Annotated in this window: 28 protein-coding genes; 10 read left to right on the forward strand and 18 right to left on the reverse strand. The window is 68.4% G+C overall.

The annotated features are described in order from the left end of the window. Positions 1-12: 12 nt before the first annotated feature. Both H291_RS0106335 and H291_RS0106340 read left to right on the forward strand, forming a co-directional pair. Entirely contained in the window at positions 13-1,293 is a 1,281-nt protein-coding gene (locus H291_RS0106335) for a glutaminase (RefSeq protein WP_020014138.1), read from the forward strand. Positions 1,294-1,365: 72 nt separating this feature from the next. Further along, positions 1,366-2,358: a hypothetical protein gene (locus H291_RS0106340; protein WP_020014139.1), complete on the forward strand. Its 993-nt coding sequence runs from the start codon at positions 1,366-1,368 to the stop codon at positions 2,356-2,358. Positions 2,359-2,437: 79 nt separating this feature from the next. On the opposite strand, the gene H291_RS0106345 is transcribed toward H291_RS0106340, so the two are convergent. The 3 genes from H291_RS0106345 to H291_RS0106355 form a co-directional block, all read right to left on the reverse strand. Further along, positions 2,438-4,084 carry an alpha/beta hydrolase gene (locus H291_RS0106345; protein WP_157236738.1) on the reverse strand — a complete coding sequence of 549 codons (1,647 nt, stop codon included), beginning with the start codon at positions 4,082-4,084 and terminating at the stop codon, positions 2,438-2,440. An 82-nt stretch (positions 4,085-4,166) separates the two neighbouring features. Continuing rightward, positions 4,167-4,865: a response regulator transcription factor gene (locus tag H291_RS0106350; RefSeq protein ID WP_020014141.1), complete on the reverse strand. Its 699-nt coding sequence runs from the start codon at positions 4,863-4,865 to the stop codon at positions 4,167-4,169. Further along, positions 4,862-6,037, reverse strand: a complete 1,176-nt coding sequence (locus H291_RS0106355; RefSeq protein WP_020014142.1) for a sensor histidine kinase — start codon at positions 6,035-6,037, stop codon at positions 4,862-4,864. The genes H291_RS0106350 and H291_RS0106355 overlap by 4 nt, the downstream gene beginning before the upstream one ends. 204 nt (positions 6,038-6,241) lie before the next feature. Here H291_RS0106355 and H291_RS0106360 point away from each other — a divergent pair, with 204 nt between their 5' ends. Next, on the forward strand, positions 6,242-6,610 hold the full coding sequence (locus H291_RS0106360; RefSeq protein WP_157236740.1) for a hypothetical protein: 369 nt from the start codon (positions 6,242-6,244) through the stop codon (positions 6,608-6,610). A gap of 273 nt (positions 6,611-6,883) precedes the next feature. On the opposite strand, the gene H291_RS0106365 is transcribed toward H291_RS0106360, so the two are convergent. After that, complete coding sequence (locus H291_RS0106365; protein ID WP_026365463.1) at positions 6,884-7,222, reverse strand: Imm51 family immunity protein; 339 nt, start codon at positions 7,220-7,222, stop codon at positions 6,884-6,886. A 250-nt stretch (positions 7,223-7,472) separates the two neighbouring features. On the opposite strand from H291_RS0106365, the gene H291_RS0106370 reads away from it, so the two are divergent. The 4 genes from H291_RS0106370 to H291_RS0106385 all read left to right on the forward strand — a co-directional run bounded on the left by H291_RS0106370 (position 7,473) and on the right by H291_RS0106385 (position 9,377). Continuing rightward, positions 7,473-8,228 (forward strand): hypothetical protein, encoded by a 756-nt coding sequence (locus tag H291_RS0106370; RefSeq protein WP_198012416.1) that lies wholly within the window; start codon positions 7,473-7,475, stop codon positions 8,226-8,228. Between the two features lie 225 nt (positions 8,229-8,453). Continuing rightward, positions 8,454-8,726 carry a hypothetical protein gene (locus H291_RS28940; protein ID WP_020014146.1) on the forward strand — a complete coding sequence of 91 codons (273 nt, stop codon included), beginning with the start codon at positions 8,454-8,456 and terminating at the stop codon, positions 8,724-8,726. A 4-nt stretch (positions 8,727-8,730) separates the two neighbouring features. Beyond that, positions 8,731-8,988 carry a hypothetical protein gene (locus H291_RS0106380; protein WP_157236741.1) on the forward strand — a complete coding sequence of 86 codons (258 nt, stop codon included), beginning with the start codon at positions 8,731-8,733 and terminating at the stop codon, positions 8,986-8,988. A 41-nt stretch (positions 8,989-9,029) separates the two neighbouring features. After that, positions 9,030-9,377 carry a hypothetical protein gene (locus H291_RS0106385; RefSeq protein WP_157236742.1) on the forward strand — a complete coding sequence of 116 codons (348 nt, stop codon included), beginning with the start codon at positions 9,030-9,032 and terminating at the stop codon, positions 9,375-9,377. A 39-nt stretch (positions 9,378-9,416) separates the two neighbouring features. Here H291_RS0106385 and H291_RS0106390 read toward each other — a convergent pair whose 3' ends face one another. Genes H291_RS0106390 through H291_RS0106400 form a run of 3 tightly spaced genes read right to left on the reverse strand, consistent with a single transcriptional unit; the run spans position 9,417 to position 11,590 of the window. Continuing rightward, positions 9,417-9,794 (reverse strand): hypothetical protein, encoded by a 378-nt coding sequence (locus H291_RS0106390; RefSeq protein ID WP_020014149.1) that lies wholly within the window; start codon positions 9,792-9,794, stop codon positions 9,417-9,419. 10 nt (positions 9,795-9,804) lie between these two features. Further along, complete coding sequence (locus tag H291_RS0106395; protein ID WP_020014150.1) at positions 9,805-10,077, reverse strand: hypothetical protein; 273 nt, start codon at positions 10,075-10,077, stop codon at positions 9,805-9,807. After that, complete coding sequence (locus tag H291_RS0106400) at positions 10,049-11,590, reverse strand: TIR domain-containing protein (RefSeq protein ID WP_232215998.1); 1,542 nt, start codon at positions 11,588-11,590, stop codon at positions 10,049-10,051. Before H291_RS0106400 ends, H291_RS0106395 begins: the two co-directional genes overlap by 29 nt. Before the next feature lie 205 nt (positions 11,591-11,795). Here H291_RS0106400 and H291_RS0106405 point away from each other — a divergent pair, with 205 nt between their 5' ends. Continuing rightward, the gene (locus H291_RS0106405; RefSeq protein ID WP_020014152.1) at positions 11,796-12,716 is read left to right on the forward strand and encodes an HIT family protein; all 921 of its coding nucleotides are present in this window, start codon (positions 11,796-11,798) and stop codon (positions 12,714-12,716) included. Positions 12,717-12,899: 183 nt separating this feature from the next. Continuing rightward, complete coding sequence (locus H291_RS0106410) at positions 12,900-13,187, forward strand: DUF1330 domain-containing protein (protein ID WP_020014153.1); 288 nt, start codon at positions 12,900-12,902, stop codon at positions 13,185-13,187. A gap of 49 nt (positions 13,188-13,236) precedes the next feature. Here H291_RS0106410 and H291_RS0106415 read toward each other — a convergent pair whose 3' ends face one another. The 3 genes from H291_RS0106415 to H291_RS0106425 all read right to left on the reverse strand — a co-directional run bounded on the left by H291_RS0106415 (position 13,237) and on the right by H291_RS0106425 (position 15,392). Beyond that, positions 13,237-13,920 carry a GNAT family N-acetyltransferase gene (locus tag H291_RS0106415; protein WP_020014154.1) on the reverse strand — a complete coding sequence of 228 codons (684 nt, stop codon included), beginning with the start codon at positions 13,918-13,920 and terminating at the stop codon, positions 13,237-13,239. Positions 13,921-13,996: 76 nt separating this feature from the next. Then, on the reverse strand, positions 13,997-14,578 hold the full coding sequence (locus H291_RS0106420; RefSeq protein ID WP_026365464.1) for a hypothetical protein: 582 nt from the start codon (positions 14,576-14,578) through the stop codon (positions 13,997-13,999). After that, the gene (locus H291_RS0106425; RefSeq protein ID WP_157236744.1) at positions 14,544-15,392 is read right to left on the reverse strand and encodes a hypothetical protein; all 849 of its coding nucleotides are present in this window, start codon (positions 15,390-15,392) and stop codon (positions 14,544-14,546) included. Before H291_RS0106425 ends, H291_RS0106420 begins: the two co-directional genes overlap by 35 nt. 72 nt (positions 15,393-15,464) lie before the next feature. On the opposite strand from H291_RS0106425, the gene H291_RS0106430 reads away from it, so the two are divergent. Further along, positions 15,465-15,941 (forward strand): NUDIX domain-containing protein, encoded by a 477-nt coding sequence (locus H291_RS0106430; protein WP_033325768.1) that lies wholly within the window; start codon positions 15,465-15,467, stop codon positions 15,939-15,941. A 45-nt stretch (positions 15,942-15,986) separates the two neighbouring features. On the opposite strand, the gene H291_RS0106435 is transcribed toward H291_RS0106430, so the two are convergent. The 8 genes from H291_RS0106435 to H291_RS28955 all read right to left on the reverse strand — a co-directional run bounded on the left by H291_RS0106435 (position 15,987) and on the right by H291_RS28955 (position 23,241). Continuing rightward, a complete protein-coding gene (locus tag H291_RS0106435) occupies positions 15,987-16,754 on the reverse strand; it encodes a TylF/MycF/NovP-related O-methyltransferase (RefSeq protein WP_020014156.1) in 768 nt (255 codons plus the stop codon). Further along, a complete protein-coding gene (locus H291_RS32315) occupies positions 16,741-17,331 on the reverse strand; it encodes a histidine phosphatase family protein (protein ID WP_157236745.1) in 591 nt (196 codons plus the stop codon). The genes H291_RS0106435 and H291_RS32315 overlap by 14 nt, the downstream gene beginning before the upstream one ends. A 17-nt stretch (positions 17,332-17,348) precedes the next feature. Next, entirely contained in the window at positions 17,349-18,101 is a 753-nt protein-coding gene (locus H291_RS0106445) for an SDR family NAD(P)-dependent oxidoreductase (RefSeq protein ID WP_026365467.1), read from the reverse strand. Continuing rightward, positions 18,098-19,225, reverse strand: a complete 1,128-nt coding sequence (locus tag H291_RS28950) for a hypothetical protein (RefSeq protein WP_020014159.1) — start codon at positions 19,223-19,225, stop codon at positions 18,098-18,100. Before H291_RS28950 ends, H291_RS0106445 begins: the two co-directional genes overlap by 4 nt. 5 nt (positions 19,226-19,230) lie before the next feature. Continuing rightward, on the reverse strand, positions 19,231-20,103 hold the full coding sequence (locus tag H291_RS0106455) for a glycosyltransferase family 9 protein (RefSeq protein WP_020014160.1): 873 nt from the start codon (positions 20,101-20,103) through the stop codon (positions 19,231-19,233). Between the two features lie 182 nt (positions 20,104-20,285). Continuing rightward, positions 20,286-20,843 (reverse strand): phosphoribosyltransferase, encoded by a 558-nt coding sequence (locus tag H291_RS0106460; RefSeq protein WP_020014161.1) that lies wholly within the window; start codon positions 20,841-20,843, stop codon positions 20,286-20,288. Continuing rightward, entirely contained in the window at positions 20,840-22,711 is a 1,872-nt protein-coding gene (locus tag H291_RS0106465; RefSeq protein WP_157236746.1) for a hypothetical protein, read from the reverse strand. Before H291_RS0106465 ends, H291_RS0106460 begins: the two co-directional genes overlap by 4 nt. Further along, the gene (locus tag H291_RS28955) at positions 22,708-23,241 is read right to left on the reverse strand and encodes a DUF4254 domain-containing protein (RefSeq protein ID WP_020014163.1); all 534 of its coding nucleotides are present in this window, start codon (positions 23,239-23,241) and stop codon (positions 22,708-22,710) included. Before H291_RS28955 ends, H291_RS0106465 begins: the two co-directional genes overlap by 4 nt. Positions 23,242-23,427: the final 186 nt, after the last annotated feature.

Here is a 23,427-nt window from a genome sequence, read left to right on the forward strand (position 1 = left end):
GGGGGAGACCTGATGCGATCACCAATTCTCGATTACCTCGACACCATCATCGAGCAGACGGCGCACATCGAATCCGGCGCTCTGGCGGACTACATCCCGGAGCTGGCGGCGGCCGACCCCGATCGGGTGGCGGTCGCGCTGTGCACGGTGAACGGGACCGTCTACGCCAGCGGCGACACCGACCACGAGTTCAGCATCCAGTCGATGTCCAAGCCGTTCGCGTACGCGCAGGCGATCGAGGACCGCGGGCTGAAGACCGTGCTCAGGCACATCGGCGTCGAGCCGAGTGGTGAAGCCTTCAACGAGCTCTCCCTGGACCCGCAGACCGGCAAGCCGCGCAACCCGATGATCAACGCGGGCGCCATCACCACCCACGCCCTCCTCAAGGATGACGAGGAGTCGGCGGTGAACCGCATGCTCGGCCTGTTCTCGCGGCTCGCAGAGCGGCCGATCAAGGTGGACGAGGCGGTCGCCGCCTCGGAACTGGCTACCGGGGACCGCAACCTCGGCCTCGCCTATCTGCTGCACTCCTCGGGCGCGCTGCGCCAGGAGCCCCGCACGGCGGTCACCGGCTACATCCGGCAGTGCGCGGCGTCGGTCACCGTGCGCGACCTCGCCCTGATGGCCGCGACGCTGGCCAACGGCGGCGTCCAGCCCAACACCGGCGAGCGGCTGTTCAGCCGGACCGGCACCCGGCACCTGCTCAGCGTGATGGCCTCGTGCGGCATGTACGACGCCGCCGGCGACTGGCTCACCACGGTCGGCATCCCGGCCAAGAGCGGGGTGGCCGGCGGCATCATCGGCGTGCTGCCCGGGCAGATCGGCGTTGCCGTCTTCTCCCCGCGCCTGGACCCGCACGGCAATAGCGCCCGCGGCGTCGAGATGATGCAGCTGCTCTCCGACGACCTGGGGCTGCACCTCATGGAGGCGAGCCGGCCCGCCCGATCGTCGCTACGTGAGACGCGCGAGGTGACGATCGAGAGGCAGCCGGCCACGGTCTACGTGCTGCAGGGCGACCTGGTGCTGAGCAGCATCGAGTCGCTGGTGAGGGTGCTCATCGAGGACCCGCCCGCGACAGAGCTCGTGGTGTTCGACCTGAGCCGCGTGGACGAGGTGCTGCCCGTGGCGCGCCGCACGGCGTCGGAGACGGCGACGAAGCTGATCGACGACGGGCACCGGATCGCGCTGGTCGATCCCGAGGAGACGGTCGTCGGTTTCTCGGACAGCCAGGGGCGGGCCGTCGAGTGGTGGAGCGTGGAGCGGCTGGAGAAGGGGACTGCGGGCGGGGCGTGATCGCTCGGCCGGGGCGGAAGAGCCTGCCGAGCGCGGATCTGTCTGCGCCCGCGAACCCGCTACCGTGCCCACGTGCGTTGGTACCCCTGGACTGACGGCGACCGCATCGCCCTCGCAGATCTTGCCCTGACCCCCGCCGACGGCAGCCCCCTCGCCGAACACGCGGCCTTCCCGCTGCCCGCAGAGCACCGCGGCCAGGACACCGTGGACGACGTCGTGGCCACGGATGACGGCGAGGTCGTCTACGCGGCGCGAGACGTCGTCGTCCGGCTGGACGCCACTGGTGTGGCCGTCTGGTCCCACGACCTCGGCAACAGCGGACCTCAGCGCGGCTTCGCCTGTTCGGGCCTGGTCCTCAGCCACGACGGCGCTCTCACCTGGGTCTACGCCGCCGATGCCATGGCCGACCGCGGCGATGACGACCGGCTCCTGGCCCTGGACTCGCGGACCGGGCTGCTGCTCGGGTCGGCGGCCCTGGACTCGGTCGGGCACGGCGCCGAGCTGTTGGCCCATGCGGACGGGAGCCTGCTCGTCGGCGTCGCGCAGGGCCAGGACGGCGGGATCCTTTACCTTGCGCGGTTCGACGACGGTGCGCTCACCGTCCTGGAGCTGACCGGGATGCTCGACGGCGACCGCGTGCCTTGCGCGTTCTCGCCCGACGGCACGCGGCTGCTGACCTGCGAGTACGCCGGGCCGGACGACGTCGCGGTGCACTCCTGGCCCGACGGCGCCGTGGTCGCCTCGTTCGCGGTCGAGGACCTTGCGCCCGACCAGCTTCCAGGCGAGGAACCGCTGTTGGAGTACGGGGCGGGGTTCCTCGGGGACGACCAGGTGTTCGTGATGGTCAAGGGCGACGACGAGACGGAGGTCGACTTCGTCGAATGGGCGGTGCCGGTGGTGATCGACCTCGTGTCCGGGACAGCGCGGGCCGTCGGGGAACCAGCGCCGTCGCCCCGCGACGAGCCGGTCGCCCTTGGTGACGGCACCTGGATCGCCGTCGACCCGCGGCCGGACAGGAGTGGGCCGGCCTCGGTTCGTCGCCGGTTCCGGCTCTCGCCGGCATAGCGCCGCGACGGCGGGACGGCGCCAACATCGCGCGCCGCCCCGCCGTCGTCCGACACTCCGAACCGAGCCGGACGCTAGGTCACTCGCCCGCGCCCGCCTGCGCCGGCACCCGCGTCGTCCCCGCCGGCACCGCCTCGCAGACCGTCCCCTCGGCGGGCAGCACGCCGTTGATCAGCGCGGCATCCACTGCGTCGTCGATGCACGGCCCGCTCGTCCGGTAGGAGGTGTGGCCGACGTCCGTCCGGGTGAGCAGGACGGCGTCCTCCAGGCGCTCGGTCACGGCCTGCGCCCAGTGGTACGGCGACACGTTGTCGACCTCGCCGCCGACCACCAGGATCGGCGGGGCACCGGCGCCCGTGAGCTCGTCGGTGAACCGGTCCTTGTTCGCGGCCGGCCAGAACGCGCAGTTCAGCGCGCTGTACGCGGCCCGGCTGCCGAGGCGCTCGCCGCGGGCGTCGATCTCGCGGGCGGCGGCGCGGTGGTCGCCGAGGTTGCGCAGGGCGGGCCAGTCGGCGCAGCGGACGGCGGTGTGGGGCTCCTGCAGCGTGGCGAACGGGCCGCCGAACGGCGCGACCGTCAGGTTCACGACCATGAAGTGGAGGAAGGCGCCGTTGCCCTGCTGCGCGGCGAGCAGACCGGCGGTGAGCTGCGGCCAGAGGGTACGAACGCCTGCCGCAGCCCTCACGCCCTCCAGCGCCATGGCGCCGTCGAGCGTCCCGCCAGGGGTGAGGCCCTCGATCGGCGGGACCTGCAGGGGCTCCCGCTCCAGGTCGGCGATCAGGGCGTCGAACGCGGCCTCCGGGTCGCCGTCGCCGAACGGGCAGGCCTCGACGCCCTCGGCGCGGCACGTCTCGAACCACAGGTCGAGCGTCTCCTCGTTGGACCGGGAGACGTCGTCGAGCAGCTGGAGCGGGTCGTTCTGCCACAGGTCGGTGTCGACGGGGGCGTCGATCACCATCTGGCGCACGCGCTCGGGGAACAGCGTGGCGTACATCGGGCCGACCACGGTGCCGTACGAGGCGCCGTAGAAGGTGATCTGCTCCTCGCCGATCGCGGCGCGTACCTGGTCCAGGTCGCGGGCGACGTTGTCGGTGGACAGGCTCGCCAGGAACGCACGGTCCTGGTGCGTGGCGCAGCCCTTCGTGAAGGTGCGAGCGTCCTTGACCAGCTGCCTGAACGACTTCCCGCCCGGGATGGTCGGATCGCGGTCCTCGGCCGCCTGCTCGGCGCGCTGCTCGTCGGTGAGGCAGCGGACGGCGTCCGACTCCCCGACGCCGCGCGGGTCCATGCCGACGACGTCGAAGCGCGCCACGACGTCGGGCGAGAACGGGCTGGTCTCACTCTTGGGGTCGATCGACCGGACCATGTCGGACGCCGGAACGCCCGGGCCGCCCGGGTTGATGAACAGGCTGCCGATGCGGTTGTCCGGGTCCGTGGCGCGGTGCCGGACGACGGAGAGCGGGATCTGCTCGCCGTCCGGGTCGCTGTACTCCAGCGGGACCTCGACGGTGGCGCAGTCCAGGCCCGGGCCGCACTCGGTCCAGTCGATCGGGTCGGGGGTCGGAGCCTGTGCGGTCGGGCCGGGCGCGGCGTCGTTCGCCGACGCCGTCAGCGCCGCACCGGAACCGCCGGCGCACCCGGTCGCGGCCAGCGAGACGGCGGCGAGCACCGCGGCGATCCGCAGCACTACGTGCGATGAGCGGGTTGGTCGTGTGGGTGAAGGCATGCGATCGACCCTAGAAATCTCATCCGCTCCCCGCATCGGCCGATGGGTCCGGACCCGCCGACCAGAAGTCGGAGCCTGCCCGCTACTCCGGGTCGGCAGGCGAGCCGAGCCCCGCCTCCTGCACCAGCAGCGCCACCTGCACCCGGTTGTTCAGACCCAGCTTGGTGAGGATCGACGACACGTGCGTCTTCACCGTGGTCAGGCCCAGGAAGAATCGCGCCGCGATCTCCGCGTTGGACCTCCCGGCCCCGATCTCGATCGCGACCTCCCGCTCCCGCTCCCCGAGGACGTCGAGGCGCTCGCGAGCCTTGGCCCGGCGTCCGTCCTGGTCCGACTCGGCGACCTTGGTGATGAGCCGCCGAGTCACCTCGGGGGAGAGCACGGGGCGACCCTGGGCCGCGTGCCGGACGGCGACGACGAGCTCGTCGGGCGGGGTGTCCTTGAGCAGGAACCCGGCGGCGCCGGCGCGGAGCGCGCGCAGCACGTGGGCGTCGGCGTCGAACGTGGTGAGCACCATGACCTGCGGCGCGGGGGAGTCCTTGCGCAGGATCTCGGTCGCGGTGAGCCCGTCCGTGCCGGGCATCCGGATGTCCATGAGCACGACGTCGGGGTGGTGACGTCGGGCCAGCTCGATCGCCTCGGCGCCGTCACCGGCCTCCGCGACCACGGTGAGGTCGGGGGCGCCGTCGAGCATCATCTTGAGGCCGAAGCGGACCATGGCGTCGTCGTCGGCGATGAGGACGTTGATGGCCGGGTCTGCGCCGGGCGTGGGATCACTCACGACGGCCAGGGTAGGCGCAGGCGGACGCGCCAGCCGCCCAGGTCGGTCGGGCCGAAGTCGAGGGTGCCGTTGACGAGGCGGGTGCGCTCCTGGAGTCCCTGGAGTCCGGTGCTGTTTCCCTGTGGTTGTCTCGTCCGGGTGGTCGGGGGTGCGTTGACCACCTCGGCGACGACGGCGTCGTCGGGCCGCCCGGTGATCCGGACGGTGACGGGGGCGCCCGGGGCGTGCTTGCGGGCGTTGGTCAGGGACTCCTGGACGACGCGGTAGAGCGTGCGGCCGTGGACGTCGGGGAGGGTTCGGTGGCCGGTGGTGAGGCCGGCGTCGTCGTGGAGTTCTACGTTCGTGCCGGCTTTGCGGGCCTCGTCGATCAGCTCCAGGACGTCGGCGACGGCCGGCATCGGCAGCTCGCCCACGGGGGCGCGGAGGACGCCGATCACCTCGCGGAGGTCCTGGAGGGCGCGGTGCGCGTTCTCGCGGACCACCTCGGCGGCGCGACCGACGTCGTCGGGCGGCGCGGTGCGGGCGTAGGCGAGGGCGCCGGCGTGCACGCTGAGCAGGGAGAGGCGGTGGCCCAGGACGTCGTGCATCTCGCGGGCGATGGCCTGACGGGCCTCGCGCTCGGACTGCTCGGCGCGGAGCTGGGCCTCTCGCTCCGCGGCGGCCGCGCGTTCGCGGAGGGAGGCGACGAGTGCTCGTCGGCTGCGGATGGTCAGGCCCCAGGCGACGGTGGCGGCGTGGCCCAGGGCGATGATGACGAAGACGGTGCTGGGTGGGGTGGCCTGGTCAGGCCAGATGAGTTGGTAGGTGCTGAGGGCGGCGATGCTGATCGCGGCCACGGTTGCGGTGGCACGGATCGAGCTGTGGATGGCGACGGTGAAGAGGGCGACTATCGCGGCGCCGGTGACCGTTTCGGAGTAGACGCTGGTGGCGGCCAGGCCGATGGCGATCTGGACCGGGTACTTGCGGCGCCACCAGAGGGCGATGCAGCCGAGGAGGCCGGTTGCTCGGTCGGCTAGGAGGAGCGGGGTGGGGAGGGGGGTGGGTTCGTTGGTTTGGATCTGGAGGGAGATCAGGGCCAGGGCTAGGGCCAGGGTGATCAGGCTGGCGTCGGTCAGGCGGGTGCGGAGGGTATTGCTTGGTGGTGTGGCCGGGATGGAGGGCGCGATAGGCATCGGGTCGAGCCTAGGGCGGGGATGGGGGCGGATGGTGCCCGTGGTGCCGGGGCGAAGCGCGAGGTGGCCAGTACCTGTCAGCGTCGCGGTGGAACGGCATCTGGGCGGGCACTCGGGGTGTCGTGGCGGGGTTGCCTGACAACTATCGGTTTCACGACCTGCGGCAAACGGGGGCTGACCCGGATTGCGCAGGAGGTGGCGATCTTGGCCGGGCTCATGCAGCGTGGTGGACACCCCGATGCTTCGGTGGTGCTGCAGTACCAGAAGGGGACGATGATCGGTACGGTGCGCCGTAACTCGGATCAGGAGGTACCGATGGACACGGCAGTTCCCATTGAACTGTACGTTGCGGGCGCTGGATTCGTTGTGGCCGGGGTCCTCTTCATTGTGTTCGCACGGCCGCTCGGAAGGTTCAACGAATACATCGTCAATCGGTTCTTCCCCGAGCCTTTGAGAGATCTCGTTCTGGAGGCTCCGCTGGGACTCGACATGCGGAGGCGACACATCACAGGCGGTGTGTTGTTCATCATTTTCGGGCTGTTGTATCTCTGGGCGGTGGTAGGACTCTCGTGATGGCTGCCCGTAGAAGCCAGGGCCTGCGGGCAAAATTAGGTGAGTGCTGTCGGCGGTGCGGTGATGCGGCGTTTGACGGACACGTGGAGAGCTTGGCGGTATCGGCCAGCGGGACCAAGTGGGTGGTCGGCTGATGTGCGACATGAGAGCGCCTTTCGCGCTTTCCGGCTCTATATCACCGGTGTGCACCCAACTCCCGCAGCCGCCCTGCATCTGCCGGTTCCAGTCTCAGCCCGCAAGATGCCTCGCCGGGCGGCGTGGATCTCTCGCCGCTTAGTCGTCGAAGTCGAACCCGTCCGCATCGGCTGCAGTGACCAGGCTCCGCATCCTGCTGTCGTCCGTGGCGACGCCGTCCATCAGTTCGCCCAACGCTTCGAGTGCGGTTTTGTCCTCGCCGTAGGCGCAGAACATGTCGCCCTCCGGGTCGTAGTTGAACCGGCTCTCGAGCGAAGGAGCCTCGGTAGCGATCAGCCTGCGCGCGACGCCCTCCCAGAAGTATCCGTTCGGCTCGTGCCCGAGTTCCTCGACCAGTGCGTCGACCGGCGTCGTCCCGGCGTGCAGCAGCAACGAGAACCTTCCAGGAGTGGTCTCGACCAGCTTCGGTAGCGTCATGCGCCGGAACCTAGCACCCGTGACCGACACCGCTGCGCTGGACGATCGGACGCTGCTTCACCCCTGCTCAGGCAGCCTCGGGAGGTAGGGCCGGGCGGTACCGGAACACTGGCAGAGCTGCTCCTGCTGCCGGTGCCATCCGCACGTGAACGCTGCAGATACATATCCGCTGTGGCCGGGTCCCATGAGCCGCGCCCGAGCATCGCCTCGAGTGCCGGGAGGGTCTCACGCTTGCGGCAGGATGACGTCCGTGCAGCAGCTCACCAGTAAGGTCGCCGGCGCGTGCGATGCGTGGCTTACCCCGCGCCTGGGGATGTTCTTCCGTCCCGCTGCAGAACCCATCACCACGGCCGAAGCAAAGCTCGGGGGACAGCCGGTCTGGCTCGAAACGCCGCAATGGCCGCTGTCGCGGACCGACGGTGCCCCCATGATGTTCATCGGGCAATTTCCCGTTCCGCAGAGTGATGGCCGGATCGCGTACTTGTTCATGTCTGCCGAGGGCTCCGGTCTGCGCGAGACCTGGGACTCCGAGGCGGGAGAGAACGCCGTCATCATCCAACCCGGCGGCCGCGTGCCCGACGTCGTGCGCACGGCCGATACCGCCACAGGTCCGACGCTGTGGACCCGTGGGCCCACCTGGGACGATGAGGTACCGGTCGAGCTGCACGTCGACCTCACACCCCTAGACCCGGCCACGGACCGCATCCTCGATGCGAAGGTCGCAGAGGGCGACGCCGAACGGCGCGGGCTGTACCTCGATCCCGACGAAGAGGTCGACGAGAGCGCCGACGTGACCCGCAGCTACGTTGGTGGCGCACCGGTATTTTGGCAGCCGCACCTCCCCGCAGTCCCGCCTGACAGCATGTCGTGGAGGTTCTTCCTCCAGCTCGACGGCGCCGAAGGAATCGACGACGATCCGTACGCGCTGAACTTCGGCGGTGGCACCGCCTACGTCTTCCTCTCCCGTTACACACTCGAAGGCCGCCTGACCTGGGACTGCGTCTGATCACCATCGGCAGCGACGACGAGACCTATCTCGACACCTTCCACGTGGTGCCGACGACAGCGTTGCGTACGACGACGACGCCTTCTACCGCGCTCCCTCCGACCAACGAGGCTGCGGTGCCGTTGCGGACGGGTGGCATACCGTGTTCTGGCAGGCAGAGCCGGGAATGTCGGCGGGTGCCGCTACGGTGCGTGTCGTTGCGAGAGAACGACAAGGAGCCGCACGATGAGCTGGGACATCAGCCTGTTCAACGCACCACCCGGGATGACGATCGAGGAGATCCCGCACGACTACAAGCCGGCGCCGCTCGGCTCGGTCGCGGAGATCCTCGACAGGCTGCAGGCCGCGTTCGTGGACCTGAACCTGAGCGACCCGTCGTGGGGCGACCTCGTGCGGCCGGGCTGGGCGATCGAGTTCAGAGATGGGTGGGCTGACTTCCAGGCGTTCTGCGACCGTGCGGTCGGTCAAGGTGCCGCCACGCGGAACACGGAGCAGTAGGAGCATGTCGATTCCTGCAGTGAGTTCGATGAGTCGGCGAGACGCCCGCTTCACCGCTGGCCCGTACACGGGCAAGTTCGTCGTTGCCGAAGCGGACGAGAGCGGCTCGATCATCGCGATCATCTGCGGGGGACAGCTTGGTTCCCTGGTTACGATCGGTGACTGGTGGTTCGCCGGCATGAGCGAATTCGAGCTCGGCGTGACCGAGGATGGCTGGGACGTCGAGTGGCTCCCTTCGGGGAGTCTCGGGACGCCGCGGTGACAGGGACTGCAGGGGTGCCGGGCTTTCGAACGGGGAATCCGGTGAAGCGGATCTACCGCCAGCCGACTCCTCTCGATCGAAGCGACTTCGATCGGGCACGAACGGATCGTGACGTGCCTGCCATCTGTGAAGCGGCGATCGCGCTTGCCTCGACCGAGCTGGACCGGAAATGGATGGAACGCCAACTCATCGAGTTGATGCGGGACGTGGACGGCTCGGTCCGCTCGATTGCGGCACTGGCCGTCGGACACCTCGTTCGCGTGCACGGGCAGATCGACCTTGAGGAAGTAATGCCGGTCTTGCAGGAACTGCTCGAAGACCGTGAGGCCGCTGGCAATGCCGCGAACGCTCTCGACGACATCCGCATGTTCGTCCGCCACGGCGAGTGAGGACGATTCAGACGTGCGTGTCGTCGATGCGATGGGTTCCTAACCGCGCAGTGCGTTGACCTCATCGGGCGTCATGTTTGGCCGGAGGGCGACGATGTCGTCGGCCCAGTGCACGACGACGATCCCGTCGTCCGGGAATGCTGTGTGCTGGGTCAGGAGGGCGATGAACTCGGCTTCGAGGTCGTCGTCGCCCTCCACCCCGATGGCCTGATTGTCCGCGTGAAAGTTCGCCACCACGACATGCCGGCCGTCACCGATGGTGAGCTGCTTGCTCAGCAGGCGGGCCAGGTCAGCGAGTTCAGGACCCGTGATGTCGACGTCGTCGGTGGACGGCCATCGCCGAACAGCGGCAGCGGCGATCTGGTCGGGGTCGAACCTGTGCTCGCCCGGGGTTACTGCCACCAGAAGGTCTGTCATGGGTCTCCAATCACTCCGGGACGATCCGAACATAGCCTCGGACTCCGAGTTCCTTCATCCGAGACTCGATGAACCCGGCAGCCTTCGTGCTGTTCGTCGTCAGCTCGACCACACCGCCACCCTCCATCACCTCGTTACCGGCCTTCTGCAACCTGAGCAACGTCTCGTCCATCTCGTTGATCGCACGTTCGCGAAGGAACTCTGGGAGCGTGTCTGGAACATAGAAGCTGTTCGACCGGCCAGCGCCGTCGATGTCAGGGCGCCCGACGTAGCCGAAGGGCATTCGGGGAGATCTCCTGCGCCGCGGCGAGCTTCTCCAGCACGAAATCCGCGACCTTCTCCATCGGCTGGTCCTGCAGGCTGAGGAAGCCGAAGGTCGCGGGCAGTCCGACGATGGGTGGCCGATTCCCGACGAGGAGGGGCAGCAGATATTCCTCGGTACGCTTGCTCGCCGCGTTCCGTCCGACCTCGTACTCAAACGTCGTCCAGTCGCGCTCGGGGTAGTCGTCGGAGAGGCAGATGATCATGAACTGTGCCTGCTCCCCGTAGATGCGGGCGAGCCCGCGGCGCAGGTCCTTCCCCCAGAGTTCCGCCTGCTGGTTGTAGTCGTAGAAGACCTTGATGTGCCGTTCCTCGAGCACCTCGACGAACTTGTCGACGACCGGCCGGTCGTTCCCCGCGAACGACACCGCCACGTCGTACTCGTACTTGCGTCGACGGGGGACCACCCCGGAGCTGACCCGGGTGAGGTCGAGGTGGTCGAGGTAGAAGCGGAACGTCGGGTCGTCGATCCGCAGGGTCCGGTGCTCGTAGGTCAAGGTCTCGTCCAGGCCGCTCTCCTCGATCAAGGTCGGGAGGATGTCGACAGCGCGGTTGAACGCGCTCCTGACCCGGCCTCTGTCGGCCGGGTCGGCGATTCCGACGACTGCGGCGTCCAGTTCCTTGTAGGCGGTGCGGAATCCCGGGCTGGCCGCGGCGCGCTGGACGAGCTTGAAGTAGACGTCATGCACAGAACGCCGCCCCTGTGTCAGGTGGACGAGACTGCGGATGTAGCGACCGTCGAACTGCTTGGCGATCTGGGGGGTAACGACGGCCAGGTCGATGGCGACCTGCCGCGGCTCCGGGACTGTCCGCATCACGTCGGCCTCGACACAGGCAGCGCGGCAGATCGCCTGGAAGATCGACGGCGACCCCCTGGCGGCCCTGATCGCCGCGCCCCGGCTCGCCTCGTCGAACCGGATGTTGAGGGCGAGTTCCCCCTGTGTCATGAGGGTGTCCATGAAGGCGTCGCTCTGCGTGCCCAGGTACCAGGTGTCGTTCCGGATCGCGAGCTCCGGGTCGTGGCCGAGGATGGCGTCGCTCGTCTTGGCGATTCCGATCATGAAGAAGCGGATGCCGCTCTCGTGCCAGAGCTTGAGGCGCGAGGCGAGCTGGGTGCGCGCCTTGAGCGAGAGGCGGTGGACGTCCTCGATCTTGATCAGGTCGAAGTCCCGCAGCCTCGGCTCAACCGCCTTCACCGTCCGCCCGACGCCGAGCTCGGCGCCCAGGACGGTGAAGATGCTCTGCGCACTGGTGTGGGCCCGCGCGTTGAAGGAGAGGACGCGGTCGGTGTCGAACCCGGCTGCTGCGAGCGCTCGCTCGGCGACGGTCGACTTGCCGCTCCCGGACGGTCCGACGAGGGTGACGTGCTTACCCGGCGTCACGAGCGACCCCTTGAGGCGTTGTGCTTCGGCCGGCGCTACGTAGGTGATGTCCGACGCCTGCGACTCGTTGAAGACCTGGGCGAACTCGTACACGTCCCGCGTCATCGCACTCCTCTGACCTGGGTGGAGATGCCTGGTGGCCGCCATCCTCCCCGACCGGCGTCGTCCGGCGCCACCACGCGGTGGCATGTGTTTCGGCACGTGTTTCCGTCACGCGAAGCGTCTGGAAGGATCGTCGCGAAGGTGACATCCGGGACACGGTCGGCGGTGACGCCCGTGCCCTGCCCCGCGCGGAGAGGTGCCGACCTTGACGACGTCCGACAGGTGCTCGTTCTGCAGGATCGTTCGCGGGGACGATCCGGCCGCCCGCGTGATCTACGAGGACGAACACGTGGTGGCCTTCTTCCCGACCCGGCCTGCGGTCGTCGGGCACGTCCTCGTCGTTCCACGCCGTCATGTGCCGGACATCTGGATGCTCGACGAGAGCGAGGCCGCCTATCTCGGGCGAGTCTGCGTCCGGCTCGCCGGCGTCGTCAGAAAGGTGCTCCATCCCGAGGGTCTCAACGTCATCCAGTCCAACGGTGCGGCCGCCACGCAGACGGTGTTCCACCTGCACGTGCACCTCGTGCCGAGACGGGCCGGGGACGCGATGGGGCGCATCTGGCCCGCGAAGACGAACTATTCGAAGCCCGAGAAGGACGAGGCGTGGGCGCTGCTGCGCGAGGCATGCCAGACGGGGGTGGCTGTGGGTGACGAGCCGAGCGGTGAGGACCGTCGCAAGCATCTCGAGCTCGTCCAGGCCGTCGTGACCCGCATGGCCGGCGCCTCAGCGAACGTGAAGACCTGGCTGCTCCCGGTGGTCACCGCCCTGTACGGGTTCGGCGTGACCGAGCGGTCCGCCGGCCTGACGCTGCTCGGGCTGGCCACGGTGCTCCTGCTCATGTACATCGACGCCAACTACCTGCGCGTCGAGCGTGAGTACCGGCGTCTTTACGACGCCGTCGCGCGGAACGCTGCGCCGATCAGGGCGTTCTCGCTGGATCCTTCCGGAGTTGCTGTCTCGGCTCGGCCCGGTTCGCGGCCAGGCCGGCTGGCAGCCGCGCGCAGGGCATGGCTGCCCGGTTGGAGCGTCTGGAGGTCGTGGTCGATCCTGCCGTTCTACGGGGTGCTCGCGCTGATCGGTGTGGTGATCGCGATCAGTGGGGTGTGGTGGGGCTGATGCTGGGAGGGGGATCGTGCAGCGAACGGAGATCGTCGAGCTCCCGATCGCTGTCTTGCGGTGACTCGACGCGATCGGCATCTCTGACCAGTCGCTATGCTCGGCGCTCACAGGCGTGAGATGGATTGATGACTGGACGCCTCAACGACACCATCGCCAGAAGCCGTTCGAAAGGGCCCCGCCATGAGTGCTTACGCCGTGTTCTTCAAGGAAAGCACGCACGACCAGTCCGAGGTCGACGCGTACCTGGAGAATGTAGGGAAGTCGTTCGAGGGGCATGACGCGAAGATTCTCGCCGCCTATGGTGAGCAGCAGGTACTCGAAGGCGCCGCGCCCGAGGGGGTCGTGGTGATCGAATTCCCGACCACGACCGCAGCGCGTGCGTGGTACGACAGTCCCGCCTACAAGGCTGCGGCGGAGCACCGGTTCAAGGGAGCTATCTTCCGCGTCGTTCTTGTGGAAGGTGTCTGAGAGACATCTGACCCAGCCGCTGATCCCAGCCCCGTCGTCGGAGTAATAGCTAATCCGGCCGAGTCATTCCGAGCAGCTGGCGAACCGGCGGAAGGCCTTCGAGCGTGATCTCTGCGCGCAGCCCGTCACCACGCGAGTTCCATTGCTCGCGGGTCATGCGGTATCTGGTCTCGAGAACCGAGCGTCCCTCTCGGGCCGCGAATCGGGTTCCGCTGACCGTATACCCGAGTCGGCGGGAGACGGCGTTCGAAGCAGGGTTGTCCTCGTAGGCATCGCTGATCAACTCCATGGCACCGAAGCCTTCGAAGGCGAGATGTAGCGCCATGAGACGCATCCGGGTGCCGATGCCCTGGCCGTGGTACCGGAGCCCGAGCCAGGAACCGGTCAGTCCAGACCGAGTGACCGGGAAGTGTTTCGCGGAGATCTGCTGTTCTCCGATGATCGCGCCGCCGCGGAACAGGGCGAGCGAGAGCACCCAGTCGTCGGCGTCGGCCCGCCCCCGGTTTCGCCATTGGTGCGCGAGAACGTTCCGGCTCACCTCTTCGCTGGTGCCACGGGTCCAGGGCCAGGAGAACGGCACGACATCGAGGTTGTGCACGCCACTGGCGGCGAGACTGGCGAGAGCGAGGAGCTCGCTGTCGTCGGGCAGGCGCAGTTCCAGGTCCTCCCAACGGACCCGGAGTCCGAAGGTCGGCTGGACCGCGCTCAGAGCGGACCGGTCTCCGATGGTCATGGCGGGGTGCCGAGGTTCGTGCCGGCGTCGTCGATGGTGAGTTCCCAGTGAGCTGGCTGGCGCGTAGAACGAGATGTCATGGCTGCTCGGCCGTCGGCCAACTGATTGTCAAGGTGCCGTGTGGTCGTGTCAGCGCCGACGCGGTCGGCGGGATGTCGTCGGGTTCTGTGCCGGTGGGCCACCACTCGAAGGTCGGCTTGGTGCCGCGGTGGTGGGCACCGTAGTGCGAGATCGTGTCCGCGAGCCTCTGGGTGAGGCGGGTCGCGTCAGGGCCCTTGCCGATCGCGCCGACTTCAAGTGTCGTCTCGGCGGCCGAACGGCGGTGCAGTGCCGCGAACGATGCCCCGTCGACAAGGGCAGGGTAGAACGACATCTCCGAGCCACGATCGGCCGGGTCCTCCGCCTCCATCGCACAAGCATCCGGTTGGACCAGGAGGCAGGTGAGCAGGTCGAGCCAGATCGTGCGGTTCTTGTAGATCACGCCGGACCAGGCCTCGACCGGGTCGGATGCCAGGACGTCGTCCGAGACCCCGAACCCCTGAGGGATCTCGTTGCCCGGGAACGTGAACGTGACTGGCTTCCCCGATGGGCCTGTCAACCGGGCTGAGGGCGGGGTGAACAACTCAGTGCCCTGCAGCGGGACGAATCCGCCGGGCACGGTCGACTCCGAGACCAGTCGTCCCGTCCTGCTCGCGAAACCCGATGATGCGCTGGAGTCCCGGGGCGATCTGGAGGGGGACGATCAGGATTCCCCCGGGTGCGAGCTGCCCGACCCAGGTCTGTGGGAGGGTCCAGGGAGAGACGGTGACCATGATCCGGTCGAACACACCGCGTCCGAGGGGTTCGGCGGCATCGGCCGTGATGACCTCGACCCGGTCGGTCAGGCCCAGCTGTTCGAGGCCGGTGCGGGTGCGGGCTGTGACGTCTTCATCGATGTCGACGCTGACCACGGTGCCGGTACGCCCGACAAGGTGGGCGAGCATGGCGGCATTGGGGCCGCCGGACCCGATCTCCAGCACGCGCTGGCCCTCCTGGATCCGGGCTTGCGCGAGGTTGCCCGCGTGCATCGTTGGCGCGGACAGGGAGGACAGGGCCTTGCCGTCGTCGCCGAACCGCGTCCGCAGGGCGTCGTGGATCGCGTACGGGAGGTCCACCGGGGTGCCTGCTGGTGCGAAGACCTCACGCGGGACAGCGCGGAACGCGGCCTCGACCGCCTGATCCGTGAGGAACCCGGTCTCGATGAGTTCGGCGATCATGGCCTCGCGCAAGTCCTCGGAACTTGGTGCTGCCTCGGGCTGACTGGTCGTGCGCGCCTCGGTCTGCGTCAACTGAACTCCCTGGGAGTCGATCGTGTGTTCGACATCGTCAAAGACGGTACGGCTCGAAATCTCTCCTTGTGGGTTGACGTGCTGAACATGCGTCGAACCGCCGACGCACACCACGTTCAGCAGCGGCTTCGTCGCGCCGCGCACGGATAGCGTTGGTTGTCTGCCAGGTAAGTGGGCGGTGCGAGATCCGCCCGCCGGTGACGAAAGGGATCGCACATGGGCGTTGCGGAGGCTGTTGCAGTGGGGCGTCGAGGGGCACGAGGCATCGTGATCGACGACGAGGGGCGGATGGTCCTGATCAAGCGGACCAAGCCTGGTCAGGATCCGTACTGGACCTCTCCCGGTGGCGGAGTCGAGGAATCCGACCCCTCCGTCGAGGATGCGTTGCGTCGTGAGCTGGCCGAGGAGCTCGGCGCGACGGCTGACGGCTATCAGCAGGTGTTTCTCGCCTCGGACCCCACTGACGCGGGCGTCGCGATTCAGCACTTCTTCGTTGCACGGCTGACGTCGCTGAACCTGACCGAGCGCTACGGGTCGGAGTTCACCAAGCCGGAGCGTGGCGGGTATGACCTGGACTACGTGCCCTTGAGCGACGGCTCGCTGGAAGTGATCGACCTCAAGCCCGCGGTGCTCAAAGAGTTCGTGCTCGCGAACCGGGACGCGCTCCTGGCCGAGGCTGGTTTCGCCGTCTGAGCTCTGCCCGAGAGCGTTGGGACGTTGTGCCCTTGCCAGCCCAGGTCACAGAGGCCGGCCCTCCCACCTCAGGTAGGCAGGTGTCGCGAACCCGGGAATGGTCCGAAGGGCCGAGACGTCCGTGCCGAGCCAGTCGCGCAGCGCGGACGTCTCGCCCGGCCACTTGGCGTGGGCCAGCTCGTCAAACGCCAGGATGCTGCCCAGGGTGAGAAAGGGGCGGATCGCGCTGAGTGCTGCCAGGGTCGGCTCGTAGAGGTCCAGGTCGAAGTACGCGAGCGCGATGACTGTCTGCGGGTTGTCGGCAAGGTACTGCGGCAGGGTTTCGCGTACGTCACCCTGCACGAGAAGCGTCCGGCGGATGTGTCCCAGGGGTTCGTCGCGTTCGTGGGCGTCCAGGACGGCGCGGAGGTGGTCCGGGTATTCGCTGCCCAGCTCGAATCGCCCGGGAATGGCGCTGCGCGTGGTGTCGTGGGCACTGACGTCGGGGAACCCGGTGAAGGTGTCGAAGCCGATGATCCTGCGGTGAGGGTTGTACGGCTCGTGGACGGCGCGCAGCGCGGTGAGGGTGGCGATGCGCCGGCCGCGGTGGACGCCGAACTCCATGATCACGCCAGGGACGTCCCGAACGATGCGGTACAGAGCATCCATGGCGAGCACATCGGCCAATGGCCGCCGCCGCAGATAGAGCGCGATGTTGTCGACAAGTTCGTCGGGCGGTATCGGGGTGACCGCGAGGTGCTCGGCAAGGGCTCCGCGGGTCTCGGCCTCACGAGGAGACTCGTGGGGCAGCAGGGTCTCGTCATGCGTGGACATAGGGAGTGCCTCTCTTCTCGTGGGTCCATGACTTCGCCGGACGGAGCTCGAAGTGCCGTGCGTGGTCGAACACGGCTACCGGATCGTCGGTGCCGGCGCTGATCGCCGCGACGGCACCGATCAGGAGGCGGTGCGCCACGACGACGACGGGCCGGCCGGCCTCCGCCAGGAGGTCGGCGGTGGCCATCGCCCGGCGTACGCGACCGTGGAACTCGTCGAGGCTCTCGCCGCCGGGCAGCGCACTCCTTGGGTCTGCGGTTCTCCTGCCCCGCCACTCGACGTAGACGTCCGGGTACTGCGCCGGTGACCTGCCTAGTACACAGGTTGGTGCGCGCCACTCGTCGAACGTCGAGTCGGCAGGGGACAGCGTTAGCCCGGTCAGCTCGGAGACGATCCGGGCGGTGCTGCGGGCACGCAGGAGCGTGCTGGAGACGATCACTCCGTCGGCCATCCCGGACTTCCGCAGAGTCTGGGCTGTGCGTTCCGCCTGTCGTGCTCCGAGGCGTGTGAGCAGGCTTCGCGGACGTGCGTGAGCGTCCGGGCGGTGGAAGCCGTCGGCACAGATTCCGTGCCGCATCCAGGTGACGGTAGCGCTCACGACAGGTGCCACCCGCCGTCGACCGTGAGGCACTGCCCCGTGATGAAGGCAGCGTCCTCGGAGAGCAGGAACGACACGGCACCGGCGACGTCGTCTGGCACGCCTCGCCGTCGGATTGCCTGGCGAGCGAGCTGCCGGACGACCATCGCCTCGTGATCGTCGACCACCGCATGCTCTGCGGGTACCTCGATGGATCCAGCACGGACGCAGTTGACGGTGACGTCGTCCGGTCCGAGCTCGCGGGCCAGCGCTCTGACCAAGCCCTCCAGCCCGGCCTTCGCCGCGATGTACCCGGCGAGATCGACCCGGCCGAGCTGGCTCAGGACCGATGAGATCGCGACGACTCGTCCACCTTCGTTGGCCCTCAGGGCGGAAGTGGCCAGGTGCGCGACGGCGGCGTGCGTCGTGAGGTTGACGTCGATCTGTCGGCGGAAGGTGTCGCCGTCGTGCTCAACCCACGGGATGCGGGGATAGGCGCCGGCATTCGAGACGAGCACGGTGACCCGCTCATGCTGTTCGTCGATGAGACCTTGCAGCCGGTCGATCGTTGCGGTCTCCGTCAGGTCGCCGGTGACGGTGCTGACCGCAGCGCCGTTCCTGTCCGCCTCAGCCGTGACGCGGGAGAACTCGGCGTCGTCGCTGAGGTGGGTCAGGATCAGGTCGTAGCGGGGCGCGAGGCGTGCGGTGATCGCTACGCCGATGCCGCCGCCGGCTCCGGTAATGATCGCGACCGGTCGTGGTGGGTTCATCGGGGCGCTCCTGTCGATGTGGTGGCGAAGCACGGGAACGGGACGGTCGGGCTGACGTCGTCATCGGCGAGCTGTGCGAGAAGGGCGAGCGACAGCGCGACATCGGGGCCGTCGAGGCGCGTGATGTCGTAGACACCCAGGACGCGTGCGATGAGATACGGGCGTAACCAGGCCCAGAGGTCCCGGACACCGAGCGCCTCCGCGACCGGTCGCACGACCTCGGTGAGATAGCGGCCGACCACGTGGGTGCGGACAGCCCCAGGGTCGAAGGCGTAGGTGATTGCCAGGCCGGTGTCCGACTGCTCGGTGTAGATCCGCGGACGGTGAAACACGGAGCTGTGCAGGGCCTCGGGGTGATCGTCGAAGGCATCGCGGTTGTACCGCGGGGTGAGCCATGCCCCGTGGAGCACCTGGTACATCAGGAAGCAGGCGAACTCGCCGGCGACGGCGTTCAGGCCACCGGTGTCGTAGTCGAACCACACCGGACCCGAGCGGGGTGACCAGCCGATGTTGAAGTCGGTCGGGTCGCCCTGCGAGATCGCTGCCCAGACACGCCGGTCGGCGGCGAAGTCGGCGCGGAGGCGTTCGACGATCGAAGGCAAGTCCACCATGTGGGGGCGACCGTTCACTTCCATGCGAAGGCCAGCGGGCACGACCTCGCCCGAACGCAGCGGCCAGGGCGGGCACCTGCCGTAGTACTGATCGACTCGTCCGCTCGTGCGCAGGCGGTCTCCGTAGAGCTTTCCGACGACGCGGCGGGCGGGGATGTGCCTGGCTGTGCTCAGAAGGGTGTCTCGGTAGTAGGTCAAGATGTCGTCCAGGAACATGTCGAGCCGCGCGCGGTCGTTCGTGGTCTCGGCGCGTGAGATCTCGTCGACCAGCAGACTGCCGCCCTCGTCTCGGTGGAGCGACCGATCGAACACGTGGACCGCCCAGGGGCCCGCGGATCCGGCCCACCGAAGCGCGGGGATCGGGTAGTAGGCCTCGATCGCGGCGTGCCCGGTCAGCTCTTGGCGTGCTTCGGCACGGTTGGGGTTGGCCTTGACGAACAGCGGCCATCCGGCGACGTCGAGGTGCCAGGTGTGGTTGCGGGTGTAGCGGCGGTGGTTGGAGATCCGGGGCATGAGGGTCACCTCCCGGCCAGCTTCTGCAGCGCGAAACGCGCGACTGTCGCCGGTGGTACCTGGCGCAGGTCCGAGGCATTGCCCCAGACCGTGTCGTCGAGCTGGTCACGGACGGGGCACCGGTCGGCTTGGGCGAGCATCTGGGAGAACGGCGTGGCCACGCCGTGATGGTTGCTCCGGCCGGTCGTCCACTTCGTGTGGGGGTGACGCCCGTACAGGCCGATGACCTGCGGGGACGTACCGTCTGCGCGTTCGGTGAGGGCCGCGAGGTGCGTCAGGCCGGTGTCGTTGCCGATGACCAGCCCTGCCGTGGCGAACACGTCGAGACAGTCGGCGGCATCGAGGCCGGCGACCAGCTCGAGGCCAGTCGGTGCACGAGTCGATGAGGCGTCATTGCCGGTGAGGAGGGTGAACCGCCACGGGCCGGGACGCGCGTCGGCGAGGTACTGGGCGACCTCCTCGAACCCGTCCGGTCCAAAGTCCTTGCGATCGGGCATGCTCGTTGCCGCAACGAAGACGACGTGCCAGGGATCAAGCGCGCCGGTGCCGGTGAACGTGGGCAGTGGCGCGGACGCGCGAGGCAGCTCACGGCCAAGGCACTGCTCGACCTCCAGGTAGTAGCGCATCGGCAGGGCAGCGTGGACCTCGAGGAGATCGTCGTCCCGCCGGTCGAGCCACGTAGGCGGTCGTTCCGGGACTGCGTTGAACGTGTACTGTCCGGGGCCTTCAGCGCTCACGATGCTCGCACCGAGGTCCCGGACGGTGCGCAGTGGCAGGTGGCACCGGGCGAAGAGCTCCGGCCGCGGGCCGCGATAGGTCGGGCTGCCGGCGGGGAACGCGTCCATGAACGCGGTGACGGCACCCAGGGCGAGCAGCACGTCTCCGAGCCCACCGGCACCGAGATCGACGCTCCATCCCGGCGTCGCTGCCCGGACCCTGGTGGGGAGAGTTGTGTGGCGGCCGCGCCGGTAGGGCAGAACCCGGCCCAACGGGGCATCCTCTCGACGAACCACCGTGCGTCCACCGAAGGCCGTGACCGGGGCGAGCGGATGGACGGCGCTCAGATGCGTGTCAGCGTGCACAGCGGCACTCCCAGGTCTTCTATGACGGCTCGTGCATCACCAGACGTGTCCTCGATCAGGCAAGCGATACCGGTCACGTCGGCACCGCGCGCCCGGAGCACAGTGACGAGGTTGGCCAGGGTGCGCCCGGTGGTGATCTCGTCGTCGACGATCAGGACGCGCTGCCCGCGCAGGTCGCCGTAGGTGTAGACGTCGGTGCGGCGGGCGTGCGGCTCGGAGAACTGAGCCTTGTGGGGCAGATCGAGGTCGAGCTTCCACGCAAGCCGATAGGGGATACCGCTGGCAAGAGCGACCGCAACGGTCGGGAGGATGCCTCCGGCGTCCAGGCCGAGCAGAACGTCGGGCGTGACGAACGCGGGGTCGTGCGCCCATCGGTCCCAGAGTGCGTCGCCCGTGGCGATGAGTGATTCGGGGGCGACCTGATCCAGGATCCCGTCGAGGTCGTGGACGATACGGACGTCTCGGGCGTGCTCGGGGACTCCGAGCCTGTGTACGCGCTGGGCAGTGAACGAAGCAGCGGAGCCGGTGACGGTCATGGGGCGGTCCTTCCGATCGAGTCGACGTAGTGCAGAAGGTTCTCGGCGGCTAGCACGAGCTGCGCCTGGATGTCCGTGCTGTTCGGGTCAGCGACTACCTCGTCGAGAGAAGGCGGCAAGCACCGCAGACGGGGGTGGGTGTCGGCGAGGGCTTCGAACACCAGCGGGGGAGTCCGGGCATCGATTCCGTCTGCACGGAGCAGGATCCGGCCGACGATCACCAGATGTTTGTAGAGGGCGCGGGTGTCGAGGTCGTCGGTGGCTAGCAGGCGGCGTGTGTTCATCAGGACGAGGCCGAGCTCGCCCCGGCTAGCTGCGTCGTCTTCTCGATGGGTCGGCAGCGGGATCGCGAAGTCCGGGCGCCGGTGCAGCACACCCACGCCTGTCCGTGCGCCTCGGAGCGAATGGACGACTCTGGGTGGTACACGGTGCGCCGCTAGATCGGCGACGGTGAAAGCGCTCAGCGCTACCTTGAAGCCGGGCCTGGTCAGGTCTGCTGTGGCCTGACGAAGCCACTCGGCAGAGAGCTCGTCGCGCACGACGAGCAGGTCGACGTCGCTCCACTCCTCGACCCAGTGCCGGGTCCCTGTACTGCCGGTCGCCATCACCAGTGCGACGGCGTCGTCGGCGAGCACCTGAGTGGCCTTCCGCAGCCACTCCTCGTCGCTGCGCGGGCGCCACGAGGGTGGCGTCACACGCGTGGTGTGCATACTGCGGACCATGGATCCGACGGCGAACTTGAGGGTGCTAAGCGGCCCCGAGTTGTCCAGGACGTGGTCGGCGACCTCGAGGATGCGGCCGGCGCCTCGGCTCAGCTTGATGGCATCCCGTTCCCGAAGCTCGGCCCGGCTCTCTGCGGCGCGATCGGCCCGGGCTTCTGGTCCAGCATCCACGTAGACGACCTGGCAGCGCGATCCCCACGTCTTGCGGAGGCTGGCGGTCTGCTCGAAGCGGTGGGCGCTCTCCAGGCTGATGCTCCTCGCCCTGGTCGCGGAGGCGAAACGCAGGATCTCCTCGGTCAGGCGTCCGGCCTGTTCTGCCTCGGACCAGGCGTATGGGTCGTCCTGCCCGACGCGGAGCGCGGCGACCTCAAGCAGGTAGCCAATCTTGAGCCGGGCCACGCCATGCTCGTCGCGCAGCAGCTCGCCGACCGTGCTCTTGCCGGACTCCGACATACCGCCCAACACCCAGACGCGGTCCAGCTGTGGGTCGGGCAGCGAATCGACCGCTACTCCGATGTCGGCGATCCGGGCACGGATGGCCCGCTGAACGTCGAGGATCGGAGCGTCACGCTGATCTATCACCATGTCGTAGGCCCCCCGCTCGACCTGGATCGCGAGCACCTGGGCGAGTGCTTCCTGATAGGCCCGGTATCGGTCGCCGACGCTTTGTACCTCGCGCTGGAGCGACATGGTCGCCTCCTGTGCTGGGTCGCTGTGGCGCCGCAACAGCAGGTGCACTTCGTGCCGGTGCGCGGGCTGGGGCAGGTCGCGCGTGATGCGGGTGACCTCGTCGAGTGCGTCATGAGGAGCCAGCCCGTCCTTGACCGCAGAGGTCGCTGCGCACGCCGCAAGGATCATCGGGAGGCCGCGGTCCTCCAGGGCCAGCGGGCCGCTTGCCTCACGGCGCGCGACGTGGCTGGTGAACATCAAGGCGGTGTGCTCGGAAGTGCTCGAGTCCTGGAACCACCACTGGGCGAAGCCGTCACCCGCGAGGTCGGCCCAACGGCGGTGCCACTTGTCGGCCGAACCGACGTGATGTGCCCCGTCGATCGCTCGCGCGAGCCAGGAGAGCTGTGCGGTCTTGCCGACGTTGTCGACTCCGTTGAGGGAAAGGCTCAGTGGGTGAGCCACGGCCGCCGCGCTCATGATGCCGCCTGGTACTGCTTGAGGTGGCGCCAGGCGGGAACCCGACGAGCTCCACCAGTCACATCCCGAACCAGGTCGTCGTAGGCCGCGGCGAGCTCACGCAACTGGTGCAGTGCCTGGCGGGCACGATCCTTCGCGCCGGCATCGATCAGCTTGTTCGCGCGCACCCAGGCGATCGCCAGCCGGTCGATCACCGACCCGACCGTCTCGGTGTGCAGCGGGGCGTCGTCGGGTGCCGTGGAGCAGGAGGCGACGTAATCATCGATCTGCTCGACGACGGTGACCCGGGCGGTGTTCAGCGAGTCGATCGTGCGCTTGGAAGCGGCGACCGTCGCATCCGCGGCCGTCGTGTCCCGGCTGATGGTCTCGGCGTCCCACTGGCGCTGGTGCTGGCTCGCCAGGTGCCCGGCCAGACGTAGCAGGCCGTCGCTCTGCTCGTTCTCGCTGCGGAATGCCTCGATGATCGTGGCGGATCGGTGCAGGACGACGAGGTCCCGTTCGATCTTCTCTGACGTGGTTGCGCTGTCCATCCGGATCGGCCTCTCTCCAGTGGTTGCTTCCGCCCAGACATCCGGGCCGCCGACCTTGCGTCGCCGTGACCACCAGCGTCGTCTTAGCGGCGCGGACGAAAAACGATCGGCCGGTGCATCGCCGCCGAACGGCCGTCGAACACGTCGAACCTGCAGCACGACGAAGCCCGCCCTCCGATCGGGAGG

It is taken from the genome of Promicromonospora sukumoe 327MFSha3.1, assembly GCF_000385135.1.
Classification (GTDB): domain Bacteria; phylum Actinomycetota; class Actinomycetes; order Actinomycetales; family Cellulomonadaceae; genus Promicromonospora; species Promicromonospora sukumoe_B.

What these genes read in the sequence shown, in the direction of transcription:
- H291_RS0106335 (WP_020014138.1), top strand. Translation starts at nt 13, where the DNA reads ATGCGATCACCAATTCTCGATTACCTCGACACCATCATCGAGCAGACG.
- H291_RS0106345 (WP_157236738.1), bottom strand. Translation starts at nt 4,084, where the DNA reads ATGCCTTCACCCACACGACCAACCCGCTCATCGCACGTAGTGCTGCGG.
- H291_RS0106355 (WP_020014142.1), bottom strand. Translation starts at nt 6,037, where the DNA reads ATGCCTATCGCGCCCTCCATCCCGGCCACACCACCAAGCAATACCCTC.
- H291_RS0106365 (WP_026365463.1), bottom strand. Translation starts at nt 7,222, where the DNA reads ATGACGCTACCGAAGCTGGTCGAGACCACTCCTGGAAGGTTCTCGTTG.
- H291_RS28940 (WP_020014146.1), top strand. Translation starts at nt 8,454, where the DNA reads ATGAGCTGGGACATCAGCCTGTTCAACGCACCACCCGGGATGACGATC.
- H291_RS0106380 (WP_157236741.1), top strand. Translation starts at nt 8,731, where the DNA reads ATGTCGATTCCTGCAGTGAGTTCGATGAGTCGGCGAGACGCCCGCTTC.
- H291_RS0106390 (WP_020014149.1), bottom strand. Translation starts at nt 9,794, where the DNA reads ATGACAGACCTTCTGGTGGCAGTAACCCCGGGCGAGCACAGGTTCGAC.
- H291_RS0106395 (WP_020014150.1), bottom strand. Translation starts at nt 10,077, where the DNA reads ATGCCCTTCGGCTACGTCGGGCGCCCTGACATCGACGGCGCTGGCCGG.
- H291_RS0106410 (WP_020014153.1), top strand. Translation starts at nt 12,900, where the DNA reads ATGAGTGCTTACGCCGTGTTCTTCAAGGAAAGCACGCACGACCAGTCC.
- H291_RS0106415 (WP_020014154.1), bottom strand. Translation starts at nt 13,920, where the DNA reads ATGACCATCGGAGACCGGTCCGCTCTGAGCGCGGTCCAGCCGACCTTC.
- H291_RS0106430 (WP_033325768.1), top strand. Translation starts at nt 15,465, where the DNA reads ATGGGCGTTGCGGAGGCTGTTGCAGTGGGGCGTCGAGGGGCACGAGGC.
- H291_RS0106435 (WP_020014156.1), bottom strand. Translation starts at nt 16,754, where the DNA reads ATGTCCACGCATGACGAGACCCTGCTGCCCCACGAGTCTCCTCGTGAG.
- H291_RS32315 (WP_157236745.1), bottom strand. Translation starts at nt 17,331, where the DNA reads ATGCGGCACGGAATCTGTGCCGACGGCTTCCACCGCCCGGACGCTCAC.
- H291_RS0106445 (WP_026365467.1), bottom strand. Translation starts at nt 18,101, where the DNA reads ATGAACCCACCACGACCGGTCGCGATCATTACCGGAGCCGGCGGCGGC.
- H291_RS28950 (WP_020014159.1), bottom strand. Translation starts at nt 19,225, where the DNA reads ATGCCCCGGATCTCCAACCACCGCCGCTACACCCGCAACCACACCTGG.
- H291_RS0106460 (WP_020014161.1), bottom strand. Translation starts at nt 20,843, where the DNA reads ATGACCGTCACCGGCTCCGCTGCTTCGTTCACTGCCCAGCGCGTACAC.
- H291_RS0106465 (WP_157236746.1), bottom strand. Translation starts at nt 22,711, where the DNA reads ATGAGCGCGGCGGCCGTGGCTCACCCACTGAGCCTTTCCCTCAACGGA.
- H291_RS28955 (WP_020014163.1), bottom strand. Translation starts at nt 23,241, where the DNA reads ATGGACAGCGCAACCACGTCAGAGAAGATCGAACGGGACCTCGTCGTC.